Below are 23,383 nucleotides of genomic sequence, written 5' to 3' on the forward strand. Positions count from 1 at the left end.
GCGGACATCCGCGTCCGCCTGACTGTTTTGCGTCAAAGATCGTATGTCAGGACGTCACTTTCAAGACAAGGGCTTCGTGTCCCGTCGCTTCGATAAAGCGCAGCAGATCTTTCGAGGCGATCGATGTCGTCGCATCGTTCGACAGCGGATGGCAGTTGACGATCTCATCCTTCATCAGCTCCTCGTCGATGATGATCTTCACGTTCTGCCCAATGTCGTTGATGACGCCGAAGGCTGTGACCGCTCCCGGAATCACACCGAGATATTCCATCAGTTTTTCCGGCTTGCCGAAGGACACCTTGCTGGCACCGCCGATGAGCGTGTGCACCGTCTTCAGGTCGACTGTTGCGTTCTCCTCGACGGTGAGCAGGAAATAATTGTCCTTCTTGTCCTTCACGAACAGATTCTTGGTGTGTCCGCCGGCAATCGCGTCCCGCAGTGCCACCGATTCGGCAACGGTGAAAACCGGCTCGTGCCGCATCGTCTTGTGTGGGATGCCGAGGCTGTCGAGAAGCGCAAACAATTCGTCCTGTGTCTTCGGCTGCATTTCACTCATGGCGGCTTCTCTTTCGCTTGAAAATGGTGGTCTTCCTTACGGCGAAGGGCAAAAAATCGCAATCTTCCACAGAATGCACGCTGCAAAACGCCTTGTTTTCAGGGGCTTGCGACATTTCTTCAAAAAAATATTGGGTTGGCCGTCATTTCCCTGTTGCATTTAAAAATCGTCTGGGCCATATAGCCGTCGTCGCAGCAAACAACAAACGCAGCGGCGCCACGGTCCACCGACTACCCCCGGATCGAGGTTGATGAGCGGGTGTAGCTCAGGGGTAGAGCACAACCTTGCCAAGGTTGGGGTCGAGCGTTCGAATCGCTTCACCCGCTCCATTTTCTTCTCTTCGGAGAGCCTCCCAGGAAAATAGGTATAATCTTAGCAGCCGCCTTGGTGCGTGGACTGTTTCCTTATCCCCGTCCCACATACGGCATTTGCGTCGCCATCACGGTCATCGTCAGCACGTTGGCGTCGAGCGGCAGGCCGGCCATGTAGATGACGGCGTCGGCGACGAGGTTTGCCGGGATGGTCGGTTCGGAGGCGATCTCGCCATTGGCCTGCAGGATGCCAGCGCGCATCCCTGATGTCATGTCAGTCGAGGCATTGCCGATATCGATCTGGCCGCAGGCGATGTCGAACGGGCGACCATCGAGCGCCGTCGACTTGGTCAGGCCGGTGATGGCGTGTTTGGTGGCTGTGTAGGGGGCTGACATCGGCCGCGGCGTCGAGGCGGAGATCGAGCCGTTGTTGATGATTCGGCCGCCACGCGGTGTTTGTGCCTTCATCAGCTTCATGGCCTGCTGGGTACAGAGGAATGCGCCGGTCAGGTTGGCGCCGACGATGGCATTCCATTGTTCGAAGGTAATATCCTCCATCGGAACAGCGGGCAGCCCCATGCCGGCATTGTTGACGAGCAGGTCGAGGCGGCCGAAATCATGGCGGATGGCGGAAAACAGGCTGGCGACCGCTTGCGGGTCGCCGACATCGGCCGCGAACGCCCGCGCCGTGCCGCCGGTCAAGGTGGCCATTTCCTTTGCTGCATGCTGGAGAACATCGAATCGCCGGCCGGAAAGGATGACCGTGTAGCCCTTTTTCAACAGTGCTTCGGCAATGGCGCGGCCGATACCGGTGCCGCCGCCCGTTACCAACGCGATTTTCGGTCTGTCCGTTTCAGCCATGCCAAGTCCTCCCCTTGCCGCAGCCTCGATCGGGGCATCAAATCCGGTTTTACCGCAAAAGCCTAGAGCGCTTCGTCTTTAAACAGTATCACACGTGCCAAAGGATGACGCGCCGCAACGGGGGCGGTCCATGTCCTTCAGGCTGATCCTGAGCAGGCGGCAGACGGCTCTCGAGCGGTCAGCTACGGGTGAAGACGTAATCGGTTTCCTGCCTGAGCGTTTCACCGGGCCGCAGGACGGCTTGCGGGAAATTGGCGTGGTTGATCGCATCCGGCCAGATCTGGGTTTCCAGGCAGAAGCCTGCGAAAGGCCCGTAATGACGGCCTTCGAGGCCGGGCACGGGAACGTCCATCTTGAAGCCGGTATAGAACTGCACGCCGGGCTCGGTGGTGCGGACTTCCAGCGAAACGCCGGAATTGATGCTGCGCACCAGCGCGACGGATTGCTTGGCGCCTCGGGCGTCCGCCAGGCAGAAATTGTGGTCGTAGCCGATCTTGTCGCCTTCCAGCTGGCGGCGCAGCGGCGTCATGGCGCGCAGGTCGAAAACGGTGCCTTCGACGGAGCGGATCTCGCCGGTCGGGACCTGCAGCTCGTCGGTCGGCAGATAGCTGTTGGCGGCGATCATCGCATCATGGCCGAGCGCATCGGTAGTGCCATCGAGGTTGAAATAGCTGTGCTGACAGACGTTGCAGATCGTTGCGCGGTCCGTGGTGCTCTCATAGAGGACGTTGAGGACGCCACCATCGCTGACGGTGTAGGTGCAGGTGATGGTGCAATTGCCGGGATAGCCGGCGCGGCCATCCGGATCGACGATCTGCAGCACGGCGCGGTTTTCCGCCGCCTCGATCAAGGTCCACAGGCGCTTGGCAATGCCGTCGCTGCCGCCGTGCAGGTGGGTAACGCCCTTCTCGTTGCATTCGAGCTGGTAGGAGACGCCATCGATGGCAAATCGGCCGCTGCCGATGCGGTTGGCATTGCGGCCGGGCGTGGCGCCGAAATAAGGGGAATGGGTGAGATAATCGGCGAAATTCTCAAAGCCGAGCACAAGAGGAGCAGCGTGGCCATCGAGGCGCAGGTCCTGGATGACCGAGCCCCAGGTGAGGATATGCGCGGTCAGCCCGCCGCCCTTGATGACGATGCGGTGCACGGGTTCGCCGGACGGCATATGGCCGAATACTTCAGTCTCTGTCTGCACGGGTATTCTTCCTCCACTCTTCCCGGCGGCAAACTGCGTCATTTCGTTGAACGCGGCAACCGAAAAGTCATACAATTAACGACGGTGGCCGCCTCAGGCTCGCATCACCTTCCTGCAGAGACAGGCCGATCCGTTTCAGAACGTCTTCTGGTAGATGATGAAGGGGGTCTTGTCTGCGATGCGGTCATAGAGCTTGCGGGCATTGGCGTTGAAGTCCTGGGTCATCCAGTACACTTCTTCGGCCTTTTCCGCGTTTGCCCGGGCATAGACGGCCTCGATCAGCGCCCGGCCGATCCCCTGTCCGCGAACCTCAGGATCGGCGAACAGGTCCTGCAGGTAACAGATTGAGTTCTTTTGCCAGCAGGAGCGATGAAAGAGGTAATGCGCAAGGCCAACCGGCCTGCCATCGAGAACCGCAAGAAAACCCGCATATTCATGTGCAGCACCACTCAGGAGCCGCGAGAAGGTGAGGGCGTAGATGTCTTCCGGCAGGGTGGTTTCGTAGAAGGCCAGATAGGCCTTCCACAGGCGGCGCCAGTCCTGCTCGTCGCCGGATTCGATGGGGCGGATGGTGAGGGTTGCGGTCAGCGTCTGTCCTTCCCGATATCGGCGAGATCATAGGATGTCGTCTGATAGATATCGTTGATCCAGTTGCCGAACAACAGGTGCGCGTGGCTGCGCCAGCGATTTTGCGGCGTCAGTGTCGGATCGTTATGCGGGAAATGGTTGTGCGGCATCTTGATCGGCACACCGGCATCGACATCGCGGAAATATTCGTCAGACAGCGAGGTCGAATCATATTCGACATGGTTGAAGACATAGAGCCGGTTGCCCGCCTTCTCATGCACGAAGCAGACGCCCATTTCATCGGATTCCATCAGGATTTCCAGCTCGGGCCTTTTCTCGATATCGGCACGGCGCACCTCGGTCCAGCGCGACACGGGAATCTGGAAATCATCCGAGAAGCCGCTGAGATAGGGCGAGGACGGGTTGAGATTGTGATGGCGGTAGACGCCGAATGCCTTTTCCTTCAGCGCGTATTTCGGCACGCCATGGAAATGGTAGATCGCCGCCATCGCCCCCCAGCAGATGTTCAGCGTCGAATGGACATTGGTATGGGTCCAGTCAAGGATCTGCTGCATCTCGTTCCAGTAGGTGACGTCCTCGTAGTCGAGCGTCTCGACCGGCGCGCCGGTGATGATCAGGCCATCGAACGTGCGATGTTTCACCTCGTCCCACGTTTCGTAGAAGGCGAGCAGATGCTCTTCCGGGGTGTTCTTGGCCTTGTGGCCGCCGAGACGGATCAGCGAGAACTCGACCTGTAGCGGCGAGGCGCCGACGAGGCGCGCCATCTGCACTTCGGTCTTGATCTTGTTCGGCATCAGATTGAGCAGGCCGATCTGCAGCGGCCGGATATCCTGGCGGACCGCCATGGTTTCGGTCATCACCCGCACGCCCTCTTTGACGAGGGTTTCATAGGCAGGCAGCGTATCGGGAATCTTGATCGGCATGGGCAACACTCGGTTCAACGAACAGACCGGCACAAAAAAACCGGCAACGATAGGAATCGCTCCCGGCCCCGCTTGCTTGCGCTCGCACGGCCCTTTAGCGACTTATTTAACGTGGCTGCAAGCCGGCCGGCCAAATCACCACGAATTCCTAGATAGCGCCTGTTGGCGTGCGAATCAATATGCGGCGCCCCGCCGATGAGTGGCGCGCCGCGGTGATGGTCGCCGTTCGGTTGTCATCACGCCGATGTGTTCGAGCTGCTGAAACCTCGCGGCGCCCCCGCCCGTACTCCTCTGATGACTTCAGGAGGATGTGCGATGCCCAGTCTTGCCTATCAGATCAGCCCGGCCGATTTCCGCCAGCGGCGCCTGCTTCAAGCGAGCATTGCCATCCTGGCGATGCTGCCGGTGTTTGCCGGGCTGGCGGGCGTGGTGATGGGGCCGGCATTTCTTGCCGAAGCAAAACCTCCGGTGGATTTGAGCAGCCATGTCCGGTTCCTGTCCGGATTGTTCCTGGCCTTTGGTCTCGCCTGGTACAGCTGTATTCCGGCGATCGAGACGAAGGCGGAGCGGATTCGGCTTCTGGCAATCCTGACCTTCAGCGGTGGGCTGGCGCGGCTGTATTCGCTGATTGCCGATGGCGTACCCTCGGCGGGGCATGTGCTCGGGCTTGGCATGGAGCTCGTCGTCGTGCCCTGCCTGGTCATCTGGCATGGCCGGGTGGCGGCGCTGAGCCAAAGCCGGAGTTGAGCGAGGTCGCGCGGCAGTCGGCGTCTTCTTCCCACTCTGTAACGGGGCGAGGCGATTGCCGCAGACGGCGGGTGGGACGGTCCTTGGGCTTGGCTGGGAGGACCGTCTCACCCTTTTGGAGGGAGTAAGAGTTTGCCGCGCTGCTGTTCCTTGCAGCCGTCTTTCTTGCGGCATTGCATCCCCGTCGGAAGGGCTTAGGAAGTTGGGCACAAACAATGTCCCATGGTTTGCGTCCACGCGCGAAAAATTCGCCGTGGGTTTTCAAAGAGCAGGCCGGCCGGGGCGCTGAAAGCTGCCTCGTAAAGTAGTAACAGGTGACACCTCTCAGCGCCCCGTTCGATGTTTTTTGCCGCGCTTCTCAGGTTCTTCTGCGCTTTCCTCTCTGACAGGAAAGCCTCCAATGCCCCAGCCCGGCCGCTTATCCGCCAAGCCTTTCAATCCGGCGGGGTTTGGCCCTGGACCGTCCAAGAACGGTGTGACCACCCGGCACGCCCGGTTCATTTGCGAACCGANTGCCGCGCTTCTCAGGTTCTTCTGCGCTTTCCTCTCTGACAGGAAAGCCTCCAATGCCCCAGCCCGGCCGCTTATCCGCCAAGCCTTTCAATCCGGCGAGGTCTGGCCCTGGACCGTCCAAGAACGGTGTGACCACCCGGCACGCCCGGTTCATTTGCGAACCGGAGGAGAACCACCTTTCACGCAGCCCCGGGGATTTGACGCGCGTTTCGCCAAACCATCCGGGCACCGGCCCCATCTCGCCGGCAACGCAAACCGGTGTATCCGTGATGGGACGGCAAGAAGTATCGCACGGGTTTAAAGGGCGGGGATTTGCGGGGATGAATTTTTTCTTGGAAGAGTGCGACCGGGCCGAAGCGGCCATAACGGATGCATTTCCAAAAGACTGTTGGCTCCTTCATTTAAGCCATTGGAGAGCAGTTCAGGCGGGCGAAAGCAGACCTTTGGTCATGGACAGATAATGACAGGTTCGCGGCACAACCGGTTTCGCATCCGACGAATTCCAGCTACGCCACCGCCTCGTGCTCCTTGCGAGCTGCCTCCCACACTTCCTTGGCCGCATCAAGGTTCATCCAGGCAATACCGAAGCCAACAATCAGGTCCGGCCATGGCGAGCGCCACAGCAGAAGCGTCACTGCCCCGGCAGCGATGATCGCGACGTTGGCGATGGCATCGTTCCGCGCGGAGAGAAACGCCGCTCTAGTCAGCGATCCGCTCGCATTCCGATAGGCTGCAAGGAGGAAGGCACAAGAGAGATTGACCACCAGTGCGCCGAGCCCTGTCAGGCCGAGGGCGAGCGGCTCGGGGGGAACTGGAACCTCGAACTTCTGCCAGGCGGTCCAGAGGAACGCGATGGCCGGAGCAAGCAGAATGAGCGACATCGCCATTCCGGCACGGGCTCGGTTCCTCGCTGACCATGCAATTGCGACGAAGATCAAGAGATTGACGGACGCGTCCTCGAAGAAATCCGCGCTGTCCGCCAGAAGCGACGCAGACCCGATCCGGAGCGCGACAGCAAACTCGACCCCGAAGTAAGCCAGGTTCGCCAGCGCGACGATCAGGACGACCCGTCGAATCCCGTTATCCATGGACTGTTACCCTTTCTGGTTCGGTCATATCTTGTTTGAATGCGCAGCGCGGGTTGGGTGACGGACAGTTCCTGCAGTCTTCCCATCGGAAATACTTTCCACTTAACGCCGTTACCCCCGGTCTTGCCATGACCTTCTCGACTTCTTGAAAGCAGCCAGTCCACTTCAGCATGCCGCGTCCGGAAAATGCCCTCATTGGAGTCGTAGCTATTCCATATTGCAATGCGAGAAAACTTCGGTAGAACACATCCACTCACCACGGACCCGGTGTAATTCCGGGTGGCTCTTCTGGCCGCCGATCCGCCAGACCACGCAAAACCTGCATGCCAATTCAACCGACCGCCCGATAGCGCGGTTCGCCATGCTTTGCGAGAACTCATCAAATGCAATTTTCTTCGATTCGTGGGGATTGGAATGCCAATCCTATGCGCGAAATGCTCGCCGGAGCAGTTGCGACATTCGCGCTGATTCCCGAGGTTATCGCATTTTCCTTCGTCGCGGGTGTCGATCCCCAGGTCGGCCTGTTCGCCTCCTTCATAATCGGCATCGTCATTGCCTTCACAGGTGGCCGTCCGGCGATGATATCCGCCGCCGCGGGTTCGGTCGCCCTCGTCGCGGCACCGCTGGTTCATGCCCATGGGCTTGCTTACCTCTTCGCCGCCGGGCTGCTGGCCGGACTGTTCCAAATCGTTTTCGGCCTTCTGCGTCTCGGAGTGTTAATGCGCTTCGTTTCGAAATCTGTACGCACAGGTTTCGTCAATGCCCTTGCAATCCTGATTTTCGCAGCCCAACTGCCCCATATCATCGGGGGAGACTGGCTTTCCTATGGCATGCTGGCGGCCGGACTGGCTGTCATCTACCTTGCACCCCGGATAACCAATGCCATCCCATCGCCGCTGATTTGCATTCTGGTCCTGACGGCGGCATCGATCTCCTTTCAGCTGCCGGTCATGACAATTGCCGACCTTGGCAAACTTCCCGATTCCCTTCCGGGCTTTGGCTGGCCCGCGGTTCCGATGACATTGGAAACCCTGACGATCATCGCCGGACCGGCGCTTGCCATTGCCATGGTTGGCCTGCTGGAATCGATGATGACGGCAAGTGTTGTCGACGATCTCACCGGTACGCCAAGCCCGAAGAACAGGGAGTGTACCGGCCTTGGCATCGCCAACATGGCCGCGAGCCTATTCGGCGGAATAGCCGGCTGCGGCATGATCGGCCAGACCGTCAGCAATGTGAAATATGGTGGACGAGGCAGATTATCCACGCTCTTTGCTGGTGCGTTCCTGCTGGTTTTGATGGTCCTGTTGAAGCCGTGGGTTTCTCAAGTTCCCGTCGCTGCACTGGTTGCTATCATGGTGATGGTGTCTATCGATACGTTCGATTGGTCTTCGTTGAAGACGCTGGTTGTTCACCCGAAGATGTCCAGTGCCGTCATGGTGGCGACGGTTCTCGTTACGGTGTTCAGCTCAAACCTTGCGCTCGGCGTCACGGTTGGCGTTCTTCTGAGCGGCGTGTTCTTCACCTTCAAGGTTGCTCGTCTGCTGCGGGTCGAAACGGAGATCGATGCTGCCGCAGTTCACATGATGTACCGCGTGTCCGGACAAGTGTTCTTTGCCTCGGCCGATATTTTCATCGAGGCATTCGACATCGAGGAAGCACACGGCATGGCCGTGACGATAGATGTTTCGCAAGCTCATTTCTGGGATATCACAGCAGTTGCAGCACTGGAAAAGGTGGTGGAGCGGTTTAAAGCCCATGGCACAACCCCCGTTGTTTTGGGGGTGAATGATGCAAGTGCTACTCTGATTGGCAGTCTCGACAGCACCCCGAGACTTAAAGAAATCTGAAATCAACCCAGTTGAATGAGGCCTATGGCAGCGGAATCTTGCCATAGGCCGTTTGAGAAGGCTGCTATCGGGCCGATGGCGCACATCGTTACACCGCAGTGATATGGCAGCTTTCGTCTTTCCCCGCTAACGACGCAAAGCAATCATTCTGCGGCTCGGTGCCGCGTGCCCTACCCCTCGATCTCCTCCCTTAACATCTCCAGCTCCAGCCATTCCTCTTCCATCTTCGTGATCGAGGTTCGTAGCTTTTCGAGCTCTGCAGCCAGCGCCGAAAACCGCGTGGGGTTCTTGGAAAACAAATTCGGGTCGGCCATTTCCTTTTCGTGTTTGGCGATCTGGGCTTCGGCCTTTTCCATTTCCTTCGGCAGGTTTTCCAGCGCGAATTTCTGTTTGAAGGAGAGTTTGCCCTTGCCGGTCTTGGGGGCGGAGGACGAGCCGTCGTTGCTGGCGGATTTGGCTTTTTCGGCTTTTTCCGTGCGCTTCTTTTCGTCGGCAGCACCCTTGCGCTGGGCCATCATGTCGGAATAGCCGCCGGCATATTCGATCCAGCGTCCATCCGGCGCATCCGGATTGGCGGGCGCGATGGTCGAAGTGACGGTGCGGTCGAGGAAGTCACGGTCGTGGCTGACGAGGATGACGGTGCCGGAAAAGCCTGCGACGATTTCCTGCAGCAGGTCGAGCGTTTCGATATCGAGATCGTTGGTCGGTTCGTCGAGGATCAAGAGGTTGGTCGGGCGCGACAGGATGCGGGCGAGCATCAGCCGGGCGCGTTCGCCGCCCGACAGGTTCTTGATCGGGGTGCGCGCCTGTTCGGGCTGGAACAGGAATTCCTTCATATAGCCAGTGACATGGCGCTGCTCGCCATTGACCAGCAGGTTGTCGCCGCGGCCGTCGGTGAGGTAATGGGCCAGCGTATCCTCAAGGTTCAGGTCCTCGCGGCGCTGGTCGAGCGTGGCGATCTCGAGGTTGGTGCCGAGCTTGACCCAGCCGCTGTCGGGCTTGATCTGGCCGGTGAGCATCTTCAGAAGCGTCGTCTTGCCCGCGCCATTCGGGCCGACGAGACCGATGCAATCGCTGCGATGGACGCGGATCGAGAAGGGGGCGACGATGGTGCGCTCGCCATAGGTCTTGGTGATCTGATCAGCCTCGATAACCAGCTTGCCGGATTCGCGGGCGTCGGAGACGGTCGCCTGCACCGAGCCTTGCGGGCCATTATGGCCGCGATGCTTGGCGCGCAGGTCCTGCAGCGCGCCGAGGCGGCGCATGTTGCGCTTGCGCCTTGCCGTCACGCCGTAGCGCAGCCAGTGTTCCTCGCGCTCGATTTCCTTGCCGAGCTTGTGTTGCTCCAGCTCTTCTTCTTCCAGCACCTTGTCGCGCCAGGCCTCGAAGGCGCCAAAACCCTGATTGAGGCGGCGCGACTGGCCGCGATCGAGCCAGACGGTGGCGTTGGAAACCTTTTCGAGGAAGCGCCTGTCGTGCGAGATGACCACGAGGGCCGAGCGGCTCTTGATCAGCTCGCCTTCCAGCCATTCGATGGTCGGCAGGTCGAGATGGTTGGTCGGCTCGTCGAGCAGCAGGATATCCGGCTCCGGCGCCATGACGCGGGCAAGCGCCGCGCGGCGGGCTTCGCCGCCGGACAGCTGCGTTGGGTCTTCATCGCCCGTCAGGCCGAGATGTTCGAGCAGGTAGGCGACGCGGTAGGGGTCGTCGCTCGGGCCGAGGCCTGCTTCCGCATAGGCGCGAACACTGTCGAAACCGTCAAAATCCGGCGCCTGATGCAGGTAGCGGACGGTGACGGAGGGATGACGGAAGGTTTCGCCCGACTGCGGCTCGGCAAGGCCGGCGGCGATCTTCATCAGGGTCGATTTGCCCGAGCCGTTGCGGCCGACAAGGCAGATCCGGTCGCCGGGCTCAACCTGCAGATTGGCGCCGTTCAACAGCGGCGTACCGCCGAAGGAGAGCACGATATCATCGAGTTTCAGAATGGGTGGCGCCATGGTCAGGCTCCCGAAAAATCATGAGGGCGGGCAAGGATGAGCGCCCGGCCGGAGGAAAGGGTGAAGCGGACGGTGCCTTCGGCGACATTGGAAACGGTGCGCGAGGAGCCGAACGGCAGATGAAAATCCCTGAGCGGATAACGGGCGCCTTCGATGGAAAGACCGGTCAGCGTATCGAGCCCGAGGATGGAAAACAGGCTGCCCTTCGGCAGGGCGATCACGGAGCTGCCGGGCAGCAGCGGATAGGCTTCCTCCTCGCCGGAGGTGAGCAGCATCTCGATGCCGTCTTCGGCAAGCTTGGCGGCATAAAGTAGGTGCATGAAGGCATGGTCGCTGCGCTCGCCGCCGAGCGCGCCGGCGAGAATGAGCCTTTTCGCGCCGCGCTCAAGGGCGGTGGCAACGGCGATTTCGCCGTCGGTCTCGCTCTTGGCGGCGGGATAGGGCTCGCGGCGGACATCCGGCCATTCGGCGATCAGGGCATCCGGCGTGGAATCGAAATCGCCGACCCAGAGCTCCGGCTTTAGCCCCAGCGCACTGGCATGGCGCATGCCGCCATCGGCCGCGATGACGCGGGCGCCGGCAAGCTGGGTGGCAAGCCTGTCCGTCGGCGTCAGGGGACCGCCCATCAAGATGATAAAAGCCTGTTTGCTCATGGCGCATGGCCATAGCGTAAACAGGGGGATGAGGGGAAGGGGCAGGCGTGGATTTGGTGTTCTCTTCTCCCCGGCGGGGAGAAGGTGGCCCAAAGGGCCGGATGAGGGGGCCACACGCTCAGAAATTGCCGAGCGGCCCCCTCATCGCCTCACTGCGTTCGGCACTTCTCCCCGCCGGGGAGAAGAGGGTGTCTGCCGCTCGCCCTTGCCCCGTTATGGAAAAGAGGGAGATCGCCGCTAATCCGTATCCTTGCCGGGGGTGGTGCAGACCTGTTCGAAGGAGGTGACGAAGCGGTCGAAGAGGAGGGAGAAGCTGGCGACGTCTTCTTCCGGCCAGTCGGCCAGCACGCTGTCGATGACGTTACGCTTGACCGCCTGGATTTCGCCCATCAATTGCTGGCCGAGCTCGGTCATCACGACGATGATGCGGCGGGCATCGGCCTGCGAGGCCTCGCGCCTCAGAGCGCCGCGCGCCACCATTTCGCCGACGATGCGGCTGGCGCGGGAGGGATCGATGCGCATCATCCCGGCGATGGTGCCGACCGTGACTTCGCCCTCCGGTTCGGCCCGCCTGACGGCATCGAGAACGTCGAGATGGGTGATTTCGAGACTGGGCGCGACATTGCTGATGGCGAGGCGCGCCAGCACGCGGCGGCCGATCATCGTGCGCCAGCGGCCCATCGAGCGGCCGATCAGGGCGCGGCTGGCCTCGGGCTCTCCGGTCTCAGATGTGCATTCCAGGGGCAAAGGTGCGTGATCCATGGCTGATCCTAGCAAAACAAGCGCGATCCATAAAGCATGAATATGCTCTCGGCATAAATGTGCTGTTGACAAATATATGCTAACAGCACATAAATTGCCAAAACCAACCGGAACGCTCCCATGGACATGCACATCGCGCCGGCGCCGCTCGTTTCGAGCCCAGCGCTGCGGCTCACCCTTTTCTTCTTCCTGATGACGGCTTTGTTCATGGCGACGCTGGACAACCAGATTGTCGCCACCGCGCTGCCGACCATTGTTGGCGAGTTTGGCCAGATGGAGCGTTTCGGCTGGATCGGCTCGGCCTATCTGCTGGCCACCTGTGCCGTCATGCCGCTTTACGGCAAGCTGGGCGATCTGTTCGGCCGCAAATATGTGATGGTCACGGCGGTGACGATCTTCACGCTGGGGTCGATCGCCTGTGGTCTTGCCGTGTCGATGAACACGCTGATTGCCGCCCGTGTGCTGCAGGGCCTGGGTGGCGGCGGCATCATGGTATCGATCTTTTCCATCAACGCCGATCTGTTCGAGCCGCGCGAGCGGGCGCGCTACCAGAGCTATTCCAGCCTCGTCCTGATGGCCTCCGGGGCCGTCGGTCCGGTACTTGGCGGGGCGATGAGCGACCATTTCGGCTGGCGCTCGATCTTCCTCATCAATATCCCGATCGGCATCGCGGTGCTGATCGGCCTGTTCGTCTTCCTGCCCTACCGCCGCCCGACACGCCGTCCGACCATCGACTATGCCGGTGCGCTGCTGCTGGCGGGTTCGGTAACCTGCGTCGTGCTTCTGGGCGACGGTGCCGAACTGTTTGGCTCGCTACTTTCATTCGGCAGTCTGGCGATCGTTGCGCTCGGCGTGGTCTGCGCGACGGCCTGGGTGGTTGTCGAGCGCCGGGCGCCGGAGCCGATCGTTCCCCTGACACTGTTTCGCAACCCGACATTCAGCCTGATGCTGGTGATTTCGCTGGCGAGCGGTGCCGTCGGCATCGGCATGGTCAACTATTTCGCGCTGTATCTGCAGACGACGACGGGGCTGTCGCCGTCGCTGGCTGGCTTGCTGTTCATCATGCTGACCGGCGGTATCGTCTGCGGCTCGCTGACGGCAGGGAGGCTGATTTCGCGCTCGGGCCGCTACAAGCCGTTTGCCATCGTCAGCGCCAGCCTGACGGTTCTGGCCTTGCTCATCTTTACCCAGATTGAGCCCGGTACGCCGCTTTATGTGATTTGCGCGATCATGGCGCTGCATGGCATCGGCATCGGGTTTGGCCAGCAGGTGCCGATCGTCGCGGTGCAGAACATCGCCTCGCGTGGTGATGTCGGGGCGGCGACCGGCGCGGTCACCCTGTCACGGATGGGCGGCGCCTCGATTGCCATCTCGATCTATGGTGCAATCATCGCGGCAGGTCTTGCCCGCGGCGCCACGGCGATCCCGGGTGTTGCCGATATCGAAAAGCTGACGCCGCTGGTGCTGTCGACATTACCGGAGGCGACCCGCCAGCTGGTGGCTGATAGCTATACGGCCGCCTTCCTGCCGCTGTTTTTGACGGCTGGCGGTATCTCGCTGATCTCGCTCATCGCGGCCATCAGCCTGAAAGCGGTAAGGTTGCCGCAGAAGCCGGCGGCATGAGGGGCTGGCCGTCGTCTTTCGGCCGGTACTTCAGCCTTTTTTGCGCCAGTAGTGGTCGGAGATGTTCTGATAATTGGTGATGATCTGGGCGGCGATTTCGGGATTTCCGCCTTCAAGCGTTTCGGGGTCGGCGCCGCATTGCGACAAAAAAAGCTGTTGTTGAGCGGTGGCCGCAAAGTAATCATATGCCGGCGCTTCGTCCTGCGCGCCAATCGAACGCAATTCATTGGCGGTCTGCGTGGTGGCATCCTCGACAGCTTTGTAGATGGCCGCCATCATTGCTTGCTCGGCTCGTACCATTATGCCGCTGATTTTCTGTTCGGCGGGGGTAAGGATGCGGCACGTCTCGGTCATCGGGCGTATCTCCAGTATCACTCTAAATTTCTCAATCAATAAGGCCCCATGTCATGGGATTATGTCCGCTTTGCGGTAATCGGGCGGGGCAACAATCCCCACTTGCCAAGTATTTCGCCCGGGTCTAAACCTCCTCCTGCTCTAACGGGGTGCCGGCCGTTCTTTTATGGAACGTTCGGCTGAGAGGCTATTCAAAAGCCAACCCGAAGAACCTGATCCGGTTTGTACCGGCGGAGGGATTAGACGGCACATTCCAGCGCCCTATTCCCAATTTTGGATTTATGAGGAGGCGCGGATGCGCAAGGCAATCATTCCATTTCTCGCAGCAGCTGCTGCATTCACCATCGCGTTTTCCGCCTCGGCCGAAGACAAGGTGCTGACGGTCTATACCTATGAAAGCTTCACCAGCGAATGGGGGCCCGCCGCCAAGGTGGCGGAAGCCTTCGAAAAGACCTGCGGGTGCAAGGTTTCCTATGTCAGCGTCGCCGATGGTGTCGAACTCCTGACCCGGCTGAAGCTCGAGGGTGCGTCGTCCAAGGCCGATATCGTGCTGGGCCTCGATACCAATCTTGTGTCCGAAGCCAAGGCAACCGGCTTCTTTGCGCCGCATGGCATCGACACCTCGGCCGTCAAGGTTCCCGGTGGTTTCACCGACGATACCTTCGTTCCCTATGATTACGGCCATTTTGCCGTGGTTTATGACACTGAGACGATGAAGGAGCCGCCGAAGAGCCTGAAGGAACTGGTCGAGGGCGATCCGAACCAGAAGATCGTCATCGAGGATCCGCGCACCTCGACGCCGGGGCTTGGCCTGCTGCTCTGGATGAAATCGGTCTACGGCGATGAGGCCGGTGCCGCCTGGGCCAAGCTCAAGGATCGTGTTCTGACCGTCACGCCAGGCTGGTCGGAAGCCTACGGCCTGTTCACCAAGGGCGAAGCGCCGATGGTGCTTTCCTACACCACGTCGCCTGCCTACCATATGGTTGCCGAAAATACAGACCGCTATCAGGCTGCTGCCTTTTCCGAAGGCCACTATATCCAGATTGAAGTCGCCGGCATGACCAAGGCTGCCAAGGACCCGGCGCTCGCCAAGGATTTTCTGACCTTCGTCACCGGCCCTGAATTCCAGTCGATCATCCCGACGACCAACTGGATGATGCCGGTTGCCGCCACCAAGGAACCGCTGCCGGAGGCATTCGGCAAGCTGGTGGCGCCGGAAAAGACGTTTCTGATGTCGTCGGATGAAGTGGCGGCTAACCGCAAGGCCTGGATCGACGAATGGCTGGCTGCGATGAGCAAGAATTAGCACCTCGTTTGGGCAAGGCCTGCCCCTCATCCGGCCTGTCGGCCACCTTCTCCCCGTTGTGACGGGGAGAAGGGATTTGCGGCAAGCTCTGTCATCCCCTCTCCCCGCGTGCGGGGAGAGGGCTAGGGTGAGGGGCCAAGGTTCTCAGGTGGCTGGAGGTCTGGATTGATGAGTGGCTGGCGGCGATGAACAGGAACTGGATGTGCCGGGACGATCATTTCTTCTTCTCCCCAGCGGGGAGAAGTGCCGAGCGACTGCGAGGCGATGAGGGGGCGGTTCGGCACATTCTGAGTGTTTGGCCCCCTCATCCGGCCCTGCGGGCCACCTTCTCCCCGCTGGGGAGAAGAAAGGGCGAGGCGACGCCCGAAAGCAATACGAAGCCATCATGATCAACCGCATGGAACGACGTCTGACACTGACTGCCGGGGCGCTATGCCTCGGTGGCATTGTGCTGTTCGTCTGTCTGGCGGCGGTGGCACTCCTGGCTTTCGACGAGCCGGGATCCGCCAATGACGGCGTGGTGTTCGATGCCTATGTCTGGCGCGTGGCCCGGTTCACGCTGCTGCAGGCGTCGCTTTCGACCGTTCTGTCGATTGTCTTTGCCATTCCGGTGGCGCGGGCCTTGGCGCGGCAGGCGGCGTTCCCCGGCCGTGTCTGGATCATCCGGCTGATGGCGCTGCCGCTGGGGCTGCCGGCGCTCGTGGCAGCTTTGGGACTGATCGGCATCTGGGGACGGCAGGGCGCTTTGAATACCGCGTTGGTGGCCATCGGTCTCGACCAGCCGGTCAGCATCTACGGCCTGTCGGGCATTCTCGTTGCCCATGTCTTTTTCAACATGCCGCTCGCCGCCCGGCTGATGCTGGGCGGGCTGGAGCGTATTCCCGGCGAATACTGGCTGGCCGGGGCCAATCTCGGCATGCGGCCGCTGTCGATTTTCCGCTTTATCGAATGGCCGGTGATCCGTGGGCTTTTGCCCGGCATTGCCGGGCTGATCTTCATGCTTTGCGCCACCAGCTTTACGCTGGTGCTGACGCTGGGCGGCGGGCCGGCGGCGAGTACGATCGAGGTTGCTATCTATCAGGCGCTGCGCTTCGATTTCGATCCGCCACGGGCTATCGCGCTGTCGCTGCTGCAGATTTCCGTGACCGCCGCGCTGCTGGTTGCGATCCGGCTGCTCACACCTGCGGCAGACGAGGGGCATGGCGGCGGGCGCAGGGTGCGCCGCTTTGATGGACGCGGTGGGTTTGGTCGGGCAGGCGACGGACTGGTGATCGCGCTTGCCGTTCTGTTTCTGGCTCTGCCGCTCGGCTCGGTCGTCTCTTCCGGCCTGCGTGCCGATCTCGTCAAGCTTGCCGGGGATCCGATGGTGCGGCGGGCGCTGATCACCAGTATCGTCATTGCGCTGATCTCGGGGCTGCTTTGTGTTGTCTCCGCCTCCCTCATGATCCGGGCGCGGCAGGCAGCCCTGTCGTCGAGGCGGCCAGCGGTGCTTCTTCGGGGGCTGGCTGTGGGGATTTTTGCCAGTTCGTCGCTGGTGCTGCTGGTGCCGCCGGTGGTTCTGGGGGCTGGCTGGTTTTTGCTGTTGCGGCCGTTCGGAGATGTCGCACGATTTGCGCCGCTGCTGGTCATCCTGATCAATACGCTGATGGCGCTGCCTTTCGTTTATCGCGTGCTGGAACCGGCAATGGCCACGCATACGGCCCGCACGGCCAAACTTGCGGTCAGCCTTGGTCTCAGCGGCTGGCATCGTCTGCGGCTGATCGATTGGCCGGGTTTGCGCAGGCCGTTGCTGATGGCGCTGTCTTTTGCCTGCGCCCTGTCACTTGGCGATCTCGGCGCCGTGGCGCTGTTCGGCTCGCAGGATATGGTGACGCTGCCCTGGCTGCTGTACAGCCGCATGGCAGGTTACCGCTCGACCGATGCGGCGGGCCTGGCCTTGTTTCTCGGGCTTGTCTGCCTGGTGCTAACGATCGCCGGGACGCCGCGGGCAGGGGCTGACGATCAGAGGAGAAAAGATGTCACTGCCTGAAACGGATATCGCTGTTCGTCTCGACAACGTGCGGGTCCAGTTCGATGAAACCGGACTACATTTCGATTGCGCCGTCGGCAAGGGACAGATCGTTGCCGTGACGGGGGCATCCGGTTCCGGCAAGTCGACGCTGCTCAATGTGATCGCCGGGTTCGAAACACCGGATACCGGCCAGGTTGAGATTCTCGGGAAAGATGTTGCCGGGCGCGATCCTGCCGAACGGCCGGTCTCGGTGATCTTTCAGGAGCACAACCTGTTTGCGCATCTCGACGTCGCCACCAATATCGGTCTCGGCATCGATCCGGCACTGAGGCTTGGCATCAAGGAAAAGGCGAAAATCGCAAGCGCGCTACTGCGCGTCGGACTGGAGGGGTTTGGCAAGCGCCTGCCGCCGACCTTATCCGGCGGCGAACGCCAGCGGGTGGCGCTCGCCCGGGCGCTGGTGCGCCGCAAGCCGGTCCTGTTGCTCGACGAGCCGTTTGCGGCGCTCGATCCGGGCCTGCGGGCCGGGATGAGCAGCCTTCTGCTTGATCTGCACCAGCAGGAAGGTCACACGATCCTGATCATTACACATCATCCTGACGACGTCCGGACGCTGGCAGACAGTGTGCTCTTTCTCGACAAGGGCCGCATTCTCCTGCATGAGCCGGTGACGCAGTTTCTCGAGCATACCGATCTTCCGGCGGTCGCCCGGTTTCTGGGGCGATGAGCATCGCCTGCGATGCTTTTGCCACAATTTGAACGACACCCTGTGCGACGGCGCTTTGGCTATCTTGCGCGTTCACGTTTGGGTGTGCGTTGCCGGGATATCACGGGGAAACTATTTCTATGGGTGTATGCTAGGCACGCATGGCGCGAATAGGTTACAGCAGGTCATTGCCGTAACTGGCGCCAGACCTATTTATACGGCTGTAAAGAATACTGAATTTGCATCCGCGCGATCAACTGACTGTTTGCGCGGCTGGGCTGAAGACTGGAAACGAGCTGAGGCGATGAGCAGAACGGCAGGAACGCAAAAGCGGGATTCAGGAACGGGCTTCGGCGTGTCCTATCGCGCCGTCGCGGCGTTGTTCGGGGCCCTGCTCCTGTCGGGTTGCCAGTCGGTGATCGAGCAGACCTATGAGCCCAAGGTTTCGCCGTCCTCCAATCCGCAGATCGTCGAGGAAGTCCAGAAGAACGATCCGCGCGCCCAGGTCGGCGCCCGCGAGCATCCGCGCATCGTTGCGAGCTACGGCGGCGAATATCAGGATCAAAAGACCGAGCGGTTGGTTGCCCGTATCACCGGCGCTTTGACGGCGGTTTCGGAAAACCCGAACCAGTCCTATCGCATCACCATCCTCAACTCGCCCGCGATCAACGCCTTTGCGCTGCCGGGTGGCTATCTCTATGTGACGCGCGGCCTTCTGGCGCTCGCAGACGATGCCTCGGAAGTGGCCGCTGTGCTCTCCCACGAGATGGCACACGTGACCGCCAACCATGGCATCGAGCGGCAGCAGCGCGAAGAGGCAGAGGTGATTGCCAGCCGCGTCGTGTCCGAAGTGCTGTCGAGCGATCTGGCCGGCAAGCAGGCATTGGCGCGGGGCAAGCTGCGCCTGGCGGCCTTCTCGCGCAATCAGGAATTGCAGGCCGACGTCATCGGTGTGCGCATGCTCGGCGAAGCCGGGTACGATCCCTATGCGGCGGCACGCTTCCTCGATTCGATGGCAGCCTATAGCCGGTTCTCCTCGGTCGATCCGGACAGCGACCAGAGCCTGGACTTCCTGTCGAGCCATCCGAGCGCGCCGCAGCGCGTCGATCTCGCCCGCCGCCATGCCCGTGCCTTTGGCGCAGAAGGCGCTGTCGGTGATCGCGGCCGCGACTATTATCTCGCCGGGATCGATGGCTTGCTCTATGGCGACAGCCCGCAGGAGGGTTATGTCCGTGGCCAGACGTTCCTGCACGGAACGCTCGGCATCCGTTTCGATGTACCGGCCGGCTTCCAGATCGACAACAAGGCCGAGGCGGTGCTTGCGACCGGGCCGAACGAGACGGCAATCCGCTTTGACGGCGTGGCCGATGCGCAGAAGCGCAGCCTGACCGACTATATCGGCAGCGGCTGGGTAACCGGCCTGCAGCCGGATACGATCCATGCCGTGACGATCAACGGGCTTGAGGCGGCAACGGCACGGGCATCGGCGGAGCGCTGGGATTTCGACGTCACCGTGATCCGGATCGACACGCAGATCTACCGGTTCCTGACCGCCGTGCCGAAGGGCGCGCCGAGCCTGGAGCCGACGGCCGATGTGCTGCGCGCCTCCTTCCGCCGCATGACGCCGCAGGAGGCCGCGGCCCTGAAGCCGCTGCGCATCCGTGTCGTGACCGTCAAGGCGAACGATACGCTGGCCACGCTTTCGGCCCGGATGATGGGAACTGACCGCAAGCTCGATCTCTTCCGGCTGATCAACGCCATGCAGATCACCTCGACGGTGAAGCCGGGCGACAAGGTGAAGATCATCTCGGAATAGATGCAGACGGCTGGAAGGCTGATCAGTCTTGCCTCAATAGTCGGCAAGCATCATCGATCCGTCCTTGCCGAACTGCGGCTGAATGCCGAGCAGGGGGCCGGCGCGGCCGATGATTTCCTTGATCATCGGGGCGGCGGTCGATGCCGCCGTGCGTCCGCCGTTCTCGCCCGTTTTCGGCGCATCGATAATCGACAGGACAATGTATTTCGGCTTGTCCATCGGGAAGCCCGCAACGAAGGCGTTGAAGTTGATGTTGCTCGCGTACCGGCCGTTGATGACCTTGTCAGCCGTTCCGGTCTTGCCGCCGACATTGAAACCGGGGACTTGCGCGTGGCGGCCTGATCCGTTTGAACCATTCCAGTTGAAGAGATAGCGCATGTCGGCGCTTGTCTTTTCCGTCACGACCGTGCGGGAGATCGCCCCTGCCTCTTCAAGTGTCCGGGGCAGAAATGTCGGCGGAATCAGGGTCCCGCCGTTGATCAGCGAGGCTGCCGCAACGGCGGTCTGCAACGGCGTGGTCGCTACCCCGTGACCGAACGAGATGGTCACCGAGTTGATCTTCTTCCAGGCTCTGGGCTGCGTCGGCGTCGCCACGCCCGGCATTTCCGTTTCCATCTTCGACAGGAGCCCCAGCCGGGTCAGGAATTCCTGATGGCCTTCAATGCCGACCATATCTGCCACGGCGGCCGTGCCGATGTTCGAGGAATACTGGAATACCTCGACGATCGAGAGGGGGCGGTTCTTGCCCTTGAAATCCTTGATGGTGAAGCCGCCCATACGGATCGGGCGGGAGGCGTCGACAACCGAATTGAGGTCGATCTTTCCGGCGTCGAAACCCATGGCCAGCGTAAAGCTCTTGAAGGTCGATCCCATCTCGAACGTGGCGTTGCTGATGCGGTTGAACCAGCCTTTTTCGTATTCCTTGTCGATGCTGCCGTCCGGCAGTGTCCGGGATGGCTGATTGGGGTCGTAATCGGGCACCGAGGCCATTGCGAGGATCTCGCCGGTCTTCATGTCCAGAACCACGGCGCCCGCGGCTTCCGCCTGATAGTTTTGCATTGCCCGCGCGGCGACCTCGCGGACGATATGCTGAACACGCAGGTCGATCGATAGTTTGACCGGTTCCAGCGGTACATCACCCGTCAGGCCGGCGGCGCGCAGATCGGCCAGCCCCTGCTGGTCGATATAGCGCTCCATGCCGGCAAGGCCCTGATTGTCGACGTTCACATGGCCGAGAATATGCGATGCGGTGGGGCCGCCCGGATAGAAGCGGCGGTTTTCGGGCCTAAAGCCGATGCCGGGTATGCCCAAGGCGAGGATGTCCGATTGCTGGCGCGGGGTCAGCTGGCGTCTCAGCCATTGAAACGCTGAATCGGATCGCAGTTTCCGGTGGGTGTCGCTCCAGTCGAGATTGGGAATGACGGTTGAGAGTTTTTCGACGGCTTCGTCGGCATCGACGATTCGGCGCGGCTCGGCATAGAGCGACATGGTTCGAAGATCCGTTGCCAGCAGCTGCCCGTTGCGATCGACGATATCCGGCCGCGAGGCAACTGCCGAGACATTGTCACCGATCGATGCGAGGGCGATGGGTTCCGCAACCCCAAATTGAACAAGACGGGCAAGGGCCGCGAGGAAGATCACGGCAAAAGCGGCAATGACGATGCCGAGCCTGGACCTGGTATCCATTCTACGCTTGGCGGAGCCGACGAAAGCGCGGGCGCTTTGGGCGTTTTTTCTCTGCACATTGAAATGCGCGCGGCTCCGAAGTCGGATGACAAAAGCAATCATTCGGAACAATACCCCCGCAATGCTGGTGACAGCGAGCCTGAACGGCTCGGCCGCCGCCGGGGGAACATGGATGCAGCCGGGGCGCATGCCAATCAAAGAGGCGATCAGCAGCTGCGGAACATTAAAGTTGCATTAATATACATTTAAAGTTGAAACGATTTGCTTGAGCCTTAGTTAACTTTTTCTCCCGTTCCAGCGCGCTTCGTCCGCGTGGCGCGCCCTGCCCTCGACATTCCCCGCTACGATGTCCGGCGGGCGATGCGGCCGCCGGTCACGCCCATCGTGCCCTTGGCTTCGTAGAATGCTCTCTTCTGCTCGTACATCAGGGTATCGGCGCGCTGGACGAGCGCTTCCATGGATTCGCCCTGCTCGCTGGTCGCGACGCCGAAGGACAGGGTAAGGGGAGCGCTCGAATAGAACTGGTTGTTGATCTTCAAGAGTTCGTTGATCGTCTCCATCATCGCGCCTGCCGCCTTGATGTCCGCACCTGGCATCAGCACGGCGAACTCGTCGCCGCCGATCCGGGCGGCATGGTTGGGCTGCGAGACAGCGCCGTTGAGGATTTCGCCGAACCGCCGCAGCAATGCGTCGCCAGCGTCGTGGCCAAGCTGGTCGTTGGCCTCCTTCAGGCCATTGAGATCGATAATGATCGCTGAAACCGGCCGCAGCGATTTCCGTTCCAGCCGGTTGATTTCCTCAGCGTAGAAGGCGCGATTGTAGAGTTTCGTCAGGACGTCATGCTTGCCGAGATATTCGAGATAGGCTTCGGCTTTCTTGCGCGCGGTGATATCGGCCAGCGCCACCTGAACGCGGGACCAATCGTTTTCGTGTCCGGGGAAGACGGAAAAATGCAGCAGGATATGCCGCTCGGACCCATCCAGCGCGTAGTTGACGATTTCGCGGTGATGGAAGAGGTTGCCGTTCCAAAGCTCGATCAATTGCTCGCGGAACGGCTTTTCCATATCGTCGCGGAAGATATCGCTCAACCGTTGAAGCAGCGTCATGCGATCCGGAGCGCAGAACAGATCGAGTGTCGCCTGATTAACGTCGATGACACGGATTTCGCTCATGCATTGGGTGACGAATTCCGGATGGACGTCCATGAATGTTCGAAAGTCGCTGATGCCGCGATTGCGGATATCCTCGATCAGAGCCTTGATGCGGCTGAAGTCCTCGATCCAGAGCGACACCGGCGAATGTTCGAAGATGCCTTCGGCATAGAGCCGTTGTTCAAGTTCCGCCCGGCGTGCATCTTCCCGCGCGGTGATGTCTTCCGTCGTCAGCAACACCTTTGCAAGCGAGCCTTCATGGCCCGGCATGACGGCACCGCGAAGCTGGATATCGAGACGCCGGCCGGAGAGCGTGTAGTTGACGGTGGTGCTGGAAAACGTGGTTTCCCCGTCGAAAAGGGCGGCCAGTTCATTGATGTGTGTTTCGAGCATATCGTCTCGAAAGACCTGGGCTATGCCCGCGCGAAGATGATCGACGTCACCGGCCTCAAAAAGCTCGAGGGTTTTGCGGTTGACATCCAGAACCCGGATTCGCGCAGAGCATTGCCCGATGCGCGATGTATCCTCCCGCAGGAACGCACGGATGTCGGTAACCCCTTGGGCGCGCCAAACATCGAAAAGCGCTTTTACCTCACTGAAATCCTCGATCCACATGGCAATCGGCGCCAGGTTGAAGACGCCGGAATCGAATGTCTCGTGCATTAGACCACCTGAAAGCGAGCTGG

19 protein-coding genes, 1 tRNA gene, 2 riboswitches and 1 other annotated feature are annotated in these 23,383 nt (G+C 60.8%); of the genes, 8 read left to right on the forward strand and 12 right to left on the reverse strand.

What is annotated here, in order from left to right:
- Positions 1-46 precede the first annotated feature (46 nt).
- Positions 47-556: a prolyl-tRNA synthetase associated domain-containing protein gene (locus ASC96_RS09255; protein ID WP_082511993.1), complete on the reverse strand. Its 510-nt coding sequence runs from the start codon at positions 554-556 to the stop codon at positions 47-49.
- A 254-nt stretch (positions 557-810) separates the two neighbouring features.
- Here ASC96_RS09255 and ASC96_RS09260 point away from each other — a divergent pair.
- Positions 811-885 (forward strand) — tRNA-Gly (locus tag ASC96_RS09260).
- 75 nt (positions 886-960) lie between these two features.
- Here the strand turns inward: ASC96_RS09260 and ASC96_RS09265 are convergent.
- The 4 genes from ASC96_RS09265 to metA all read right to left on the reverse strand — a co-directional run bounded on the left by ASC96_RS09265 (position 961) and on the right by metA (position 4,434).
- Positions 961-1,728 (reverse strand): SDR family oxidoreductase, encoded by a 768-nt coding sequence (locus tag ASC96_RS09265; RefSeq protein ID WP_060502712.1) that lies wholly within the window; start codon positions 1,726-1,728, stop codon positions 961-963.
- A 178-nt stretch (positions 1,729-1,906) separates the two neighbouring features.
- On the reverse strand, positions 1,907-2,923 hold the full coding sequence (locus ASC96_RS09270; RefSeq protein ID WP_112834764.1) for an aldose epimerase family protein: 1,017 nt from the start codon (positions 2,921-2,923) through the stop codon (positions 1,907-1,909).
- A gap of 135 nt (positions 2,924-3,058) precedes the next feature.
- A complete protein-coding gene (locus tag ASC96_RS09275) occupies positions 3,059-3,511 on the reverse strand; it encodes a GNAT family N-acetyltransferase (protein ID WP_060502713.1) in 453 nt (150 codons plus the stop codon).
- Complete coding sequence (metA, locus tag ASC96_RS09280) at positions 3,508-4,434, reverse strand: homoserine O-succinyltransferase (RefSeq protein ID WP_037097288.1); 927 nt, start codon at positions 4,432-4,434, stop codon at positions 3,508-3,510. The genes ASC96_RS09275 and metA overlap by 4 nt, the downstream gene beginning before the upstream one ends.
- 74 nt (positions 4,435-4,508) lie before the next feature.
- Positions 4,509-4,586: riboswitch (SAM riboswitch) on the reverse strand.
- A gap of 163 nt (positions 4,587-4,749) precedes the next feature.
- Between metA and ASC96_RS09285 the strand changes: the two genes are divergently transcribed.
- Positions 4,750-5,181: a DUF4345 domain-containing protein gene (locus ASC96_RS09285; RefSeq protein ID WP_060502714.1), complete on the forward strand. Its 432-nt coding sequence runs from the start codon at positions 4,750-4,752 to the stop codon at positions 5,179-5,181.
- Between the two features lie 1,019 nt (positions 5,182-6,200).
- Here ASC96_RS09285 and ASC96_RS09290 read toward each other — a convergent pair.
- The gene (locus tag ASC96_RS09290; RefSeq protein WP_060502715.1) at positions 6,201-6,782 is read right to left on the reverse strand and encodes a cation transporter; all 582 of its coding nucleotides are present in this window, start codon (positions 6,780-6,782) and stop codon (positions 6,201-6,203) included.
- A gap of 257 nt (positions 6,783-7,039) precedes the next feature.
- Positions 7,040-7,095 (forward strand) — a sequence feature (sul1 is cis-regulatory element that is thought to sense ions involved in sulfur or methionine metabolism; They are found in Alphaproteobacteria).
- 70 nt (positions 7,096-7,165) lie between these two features.
- On the opposite strand from ASC96_RS09290, the gene ASC96_RS09295 reads away from it, so the two are divergent.
- Entirely contained in the window at positions 7,166-8,632 is a 1,467-nt protein-coding gene (locus ASC96_RS09295; RefSeq protein WP_060502716.1) for a SulP family inorganic anion transporter, read from the forward strand.
- 170 nt (positions 8,633-8,802) lie between these two features.
- Here ASC96_RS09295 and ASC96_RS09300 read toward each other — a convergent pair whose 3' ends face one another.
- From ASC96_RS09300 to ASC96_RS09310, 3 genes are all read right to left on the reverse strand, one after another.
- Positions 8,803-10,629, reverse strand: a complete 1,827-nt coding sequence (locus ASC96_RS09300) for an ABC-F family ATP-binding cassette domain-containing protein (RefSeq protein ID WP_060502717.1) — start codon at positions 10,627-10,629, stop codon at positions 8,803-8,805.
- A 2-nt stretch (positions 10,630-10,631) separates the two neighbouring features.
- Positions 10,632-11,282, reverse strand: coding sequence for a thiamine diphosphokinase (locus ASC96_RS09305; protein ID WP_060502718.1), 651 nt, complete (start codon positions 11,280-11,282; stop codon positions 10,632-10,634).
- Between the two features lie 237 nt (positions 11,283-11,519).
- Positions 11,520-12,044: a MarR family winged helix-turn-helix transcriptional regulator gene (locus tag ASC96_RS09310; protein WP_060502719.1), complete on the reverse strand. Its 525-nt coding sequence runs from the start codon at positions 12,042-12,044 to the stop codon at positions 11,520-11,522.
- 120 nt (positions 12,045-12,164) lie between these two features.
- Here ASC96_RS09310 and ASC96_RS09315 point away from each other — a divergent pair, with 120 nt between their 5' ends.
- On the forward strand, positions 12,165-13,667 hold the full coding sequence (locus tag ASC96_RS09315; protein ID WP_060502720.1) for an MDR family MFS transporter: 1,503 nt from the start codon (positions 12,165-12,167) through the stop codon (positions 13,665-13,667).
- A gap of 30 nt (positions 13,668-13,697) precedes the next feature.
- Here ASC96_RS09315 and ASC96_RS09320 read toward each other — a convergent pair whose 3' ends face one another.
- A complete protein-coding gene (locus ASC96_RS09320; RefSeq protein ID WP_060502721.1) occupies positions 13,698-14,021 on the reverse strand; it encodes a hypothetical protein in 324 nt (107 codons plus the stop codon).
- Positions 14,022-14,156: 135 nt separating this feature from the next.
- Positions 14,157-14,277: riboswitch (TPP riboswitch) on the forward strand.
- Between the two features lie 39 nt (positions 14,278-14,316).
- On the opposite strand from ASC96_RS09320, the gene thiB reads away from it, so the two are divergent.
- From thiB to ASC96_RS09340, 4 genes are all read left to right on the forward strand, one after another.
- On the forward strand, positions 14,317-15,327 hold the full coding sequence (thiB, locus tag ASC96_RS09325) for a thiamine ABC transporter substrate binding subunit (RefSeq protein WP_060502722.1): 1,011 nt from the start codon (positions 14,317-14,319) through the stop codon (positions 15,325-15,327).
- A 385-nt stretch (positions 15,328-15,712) separates the two neighbouring features.
- Positions 15,713-17,356 carry a thiamine/thiamine pyrophosphate ABC transporter permease ThiP gene (gene thiP, locus ASC96_RS09330; RefSeq protein WP_082511994.1) on the forward strand — a complete coding sequence of 548 codons (1,644 nt, stop codon included), beginning with the start codon at positions 15,713-15,715 and terminating at the stop codon, positions 17,354-17,356.
- Positions 17,349-18,065, forward strand: a complete 717-nt coding sequence (thiQ, locus tag ASC96_RS09335; RefSeq protein ID WP_162246339.1) for a thiamine ABC transporter ATP-binding protein — start codon at positions 17,349-17,351, stop codon at positions 18,063-18,065. The genes thiP and thiQ overlap by 8 nt, the downstream gene beginning before the upstream one ends.
- Positions 18,066-18,348: 283 nt before the next feature.
- Positions 18,349-19,860 carry a M48 family metalloprotease gene (locus tag ASC96_RS09340; protein ID WP_060502724.1) on the forward strand — a complete coding sequence of 504 codons (1,512 nt, stop codon included), beginning with the start codon at positions 18,349-18,351 and terminating at the stop codon, positions 19,858-19,860.
- A gap of 33 nt (positions 19,861-19,893) precedes the next feature.
- Here ASC96_RS09340 and ASC96_RS09345 read toward each other — a convergent pair whose 3' ends face one another.
- The gene (locus ASC96_RS09345) at positions 19,894-21,648 is read right to left on the reverse strand and encodes a penicillin-binding protein 2 (RefSeq protein WP_060502870.1); all 1,755 of its coding nucleotides are present in this window, start codon (positions 21,646-21,648) and stop codon (positions 19,894-19,896) included.
- A gap of 239 nt (positions 21,649-21,887) precedes the next feature.
- Complete coding sequence (locus ASC96_RS09350) at positions 21,888-23,360, reverse strand: sensor domain-containing diguanylate cyclase (RefSeq protein ID WP_060502725.1); 1,473 nt, start codon at positions 23,358-23,360, stop codon at positions 21,888-21,890.
- Between the last annotated feature and the right edge of the window lie 23 nt (positions 23,361-23,383).

Origin of the sequence: Rhizobium sp. Root1204 (assembly GCF_001424965.1) — a bacterium.
Taxonomy (GTDB): Bacteria; Pseudomonadota; Alphaproteobacteria; order Rhizobiales; family Rhizobiaceae; genus Pararhizobium.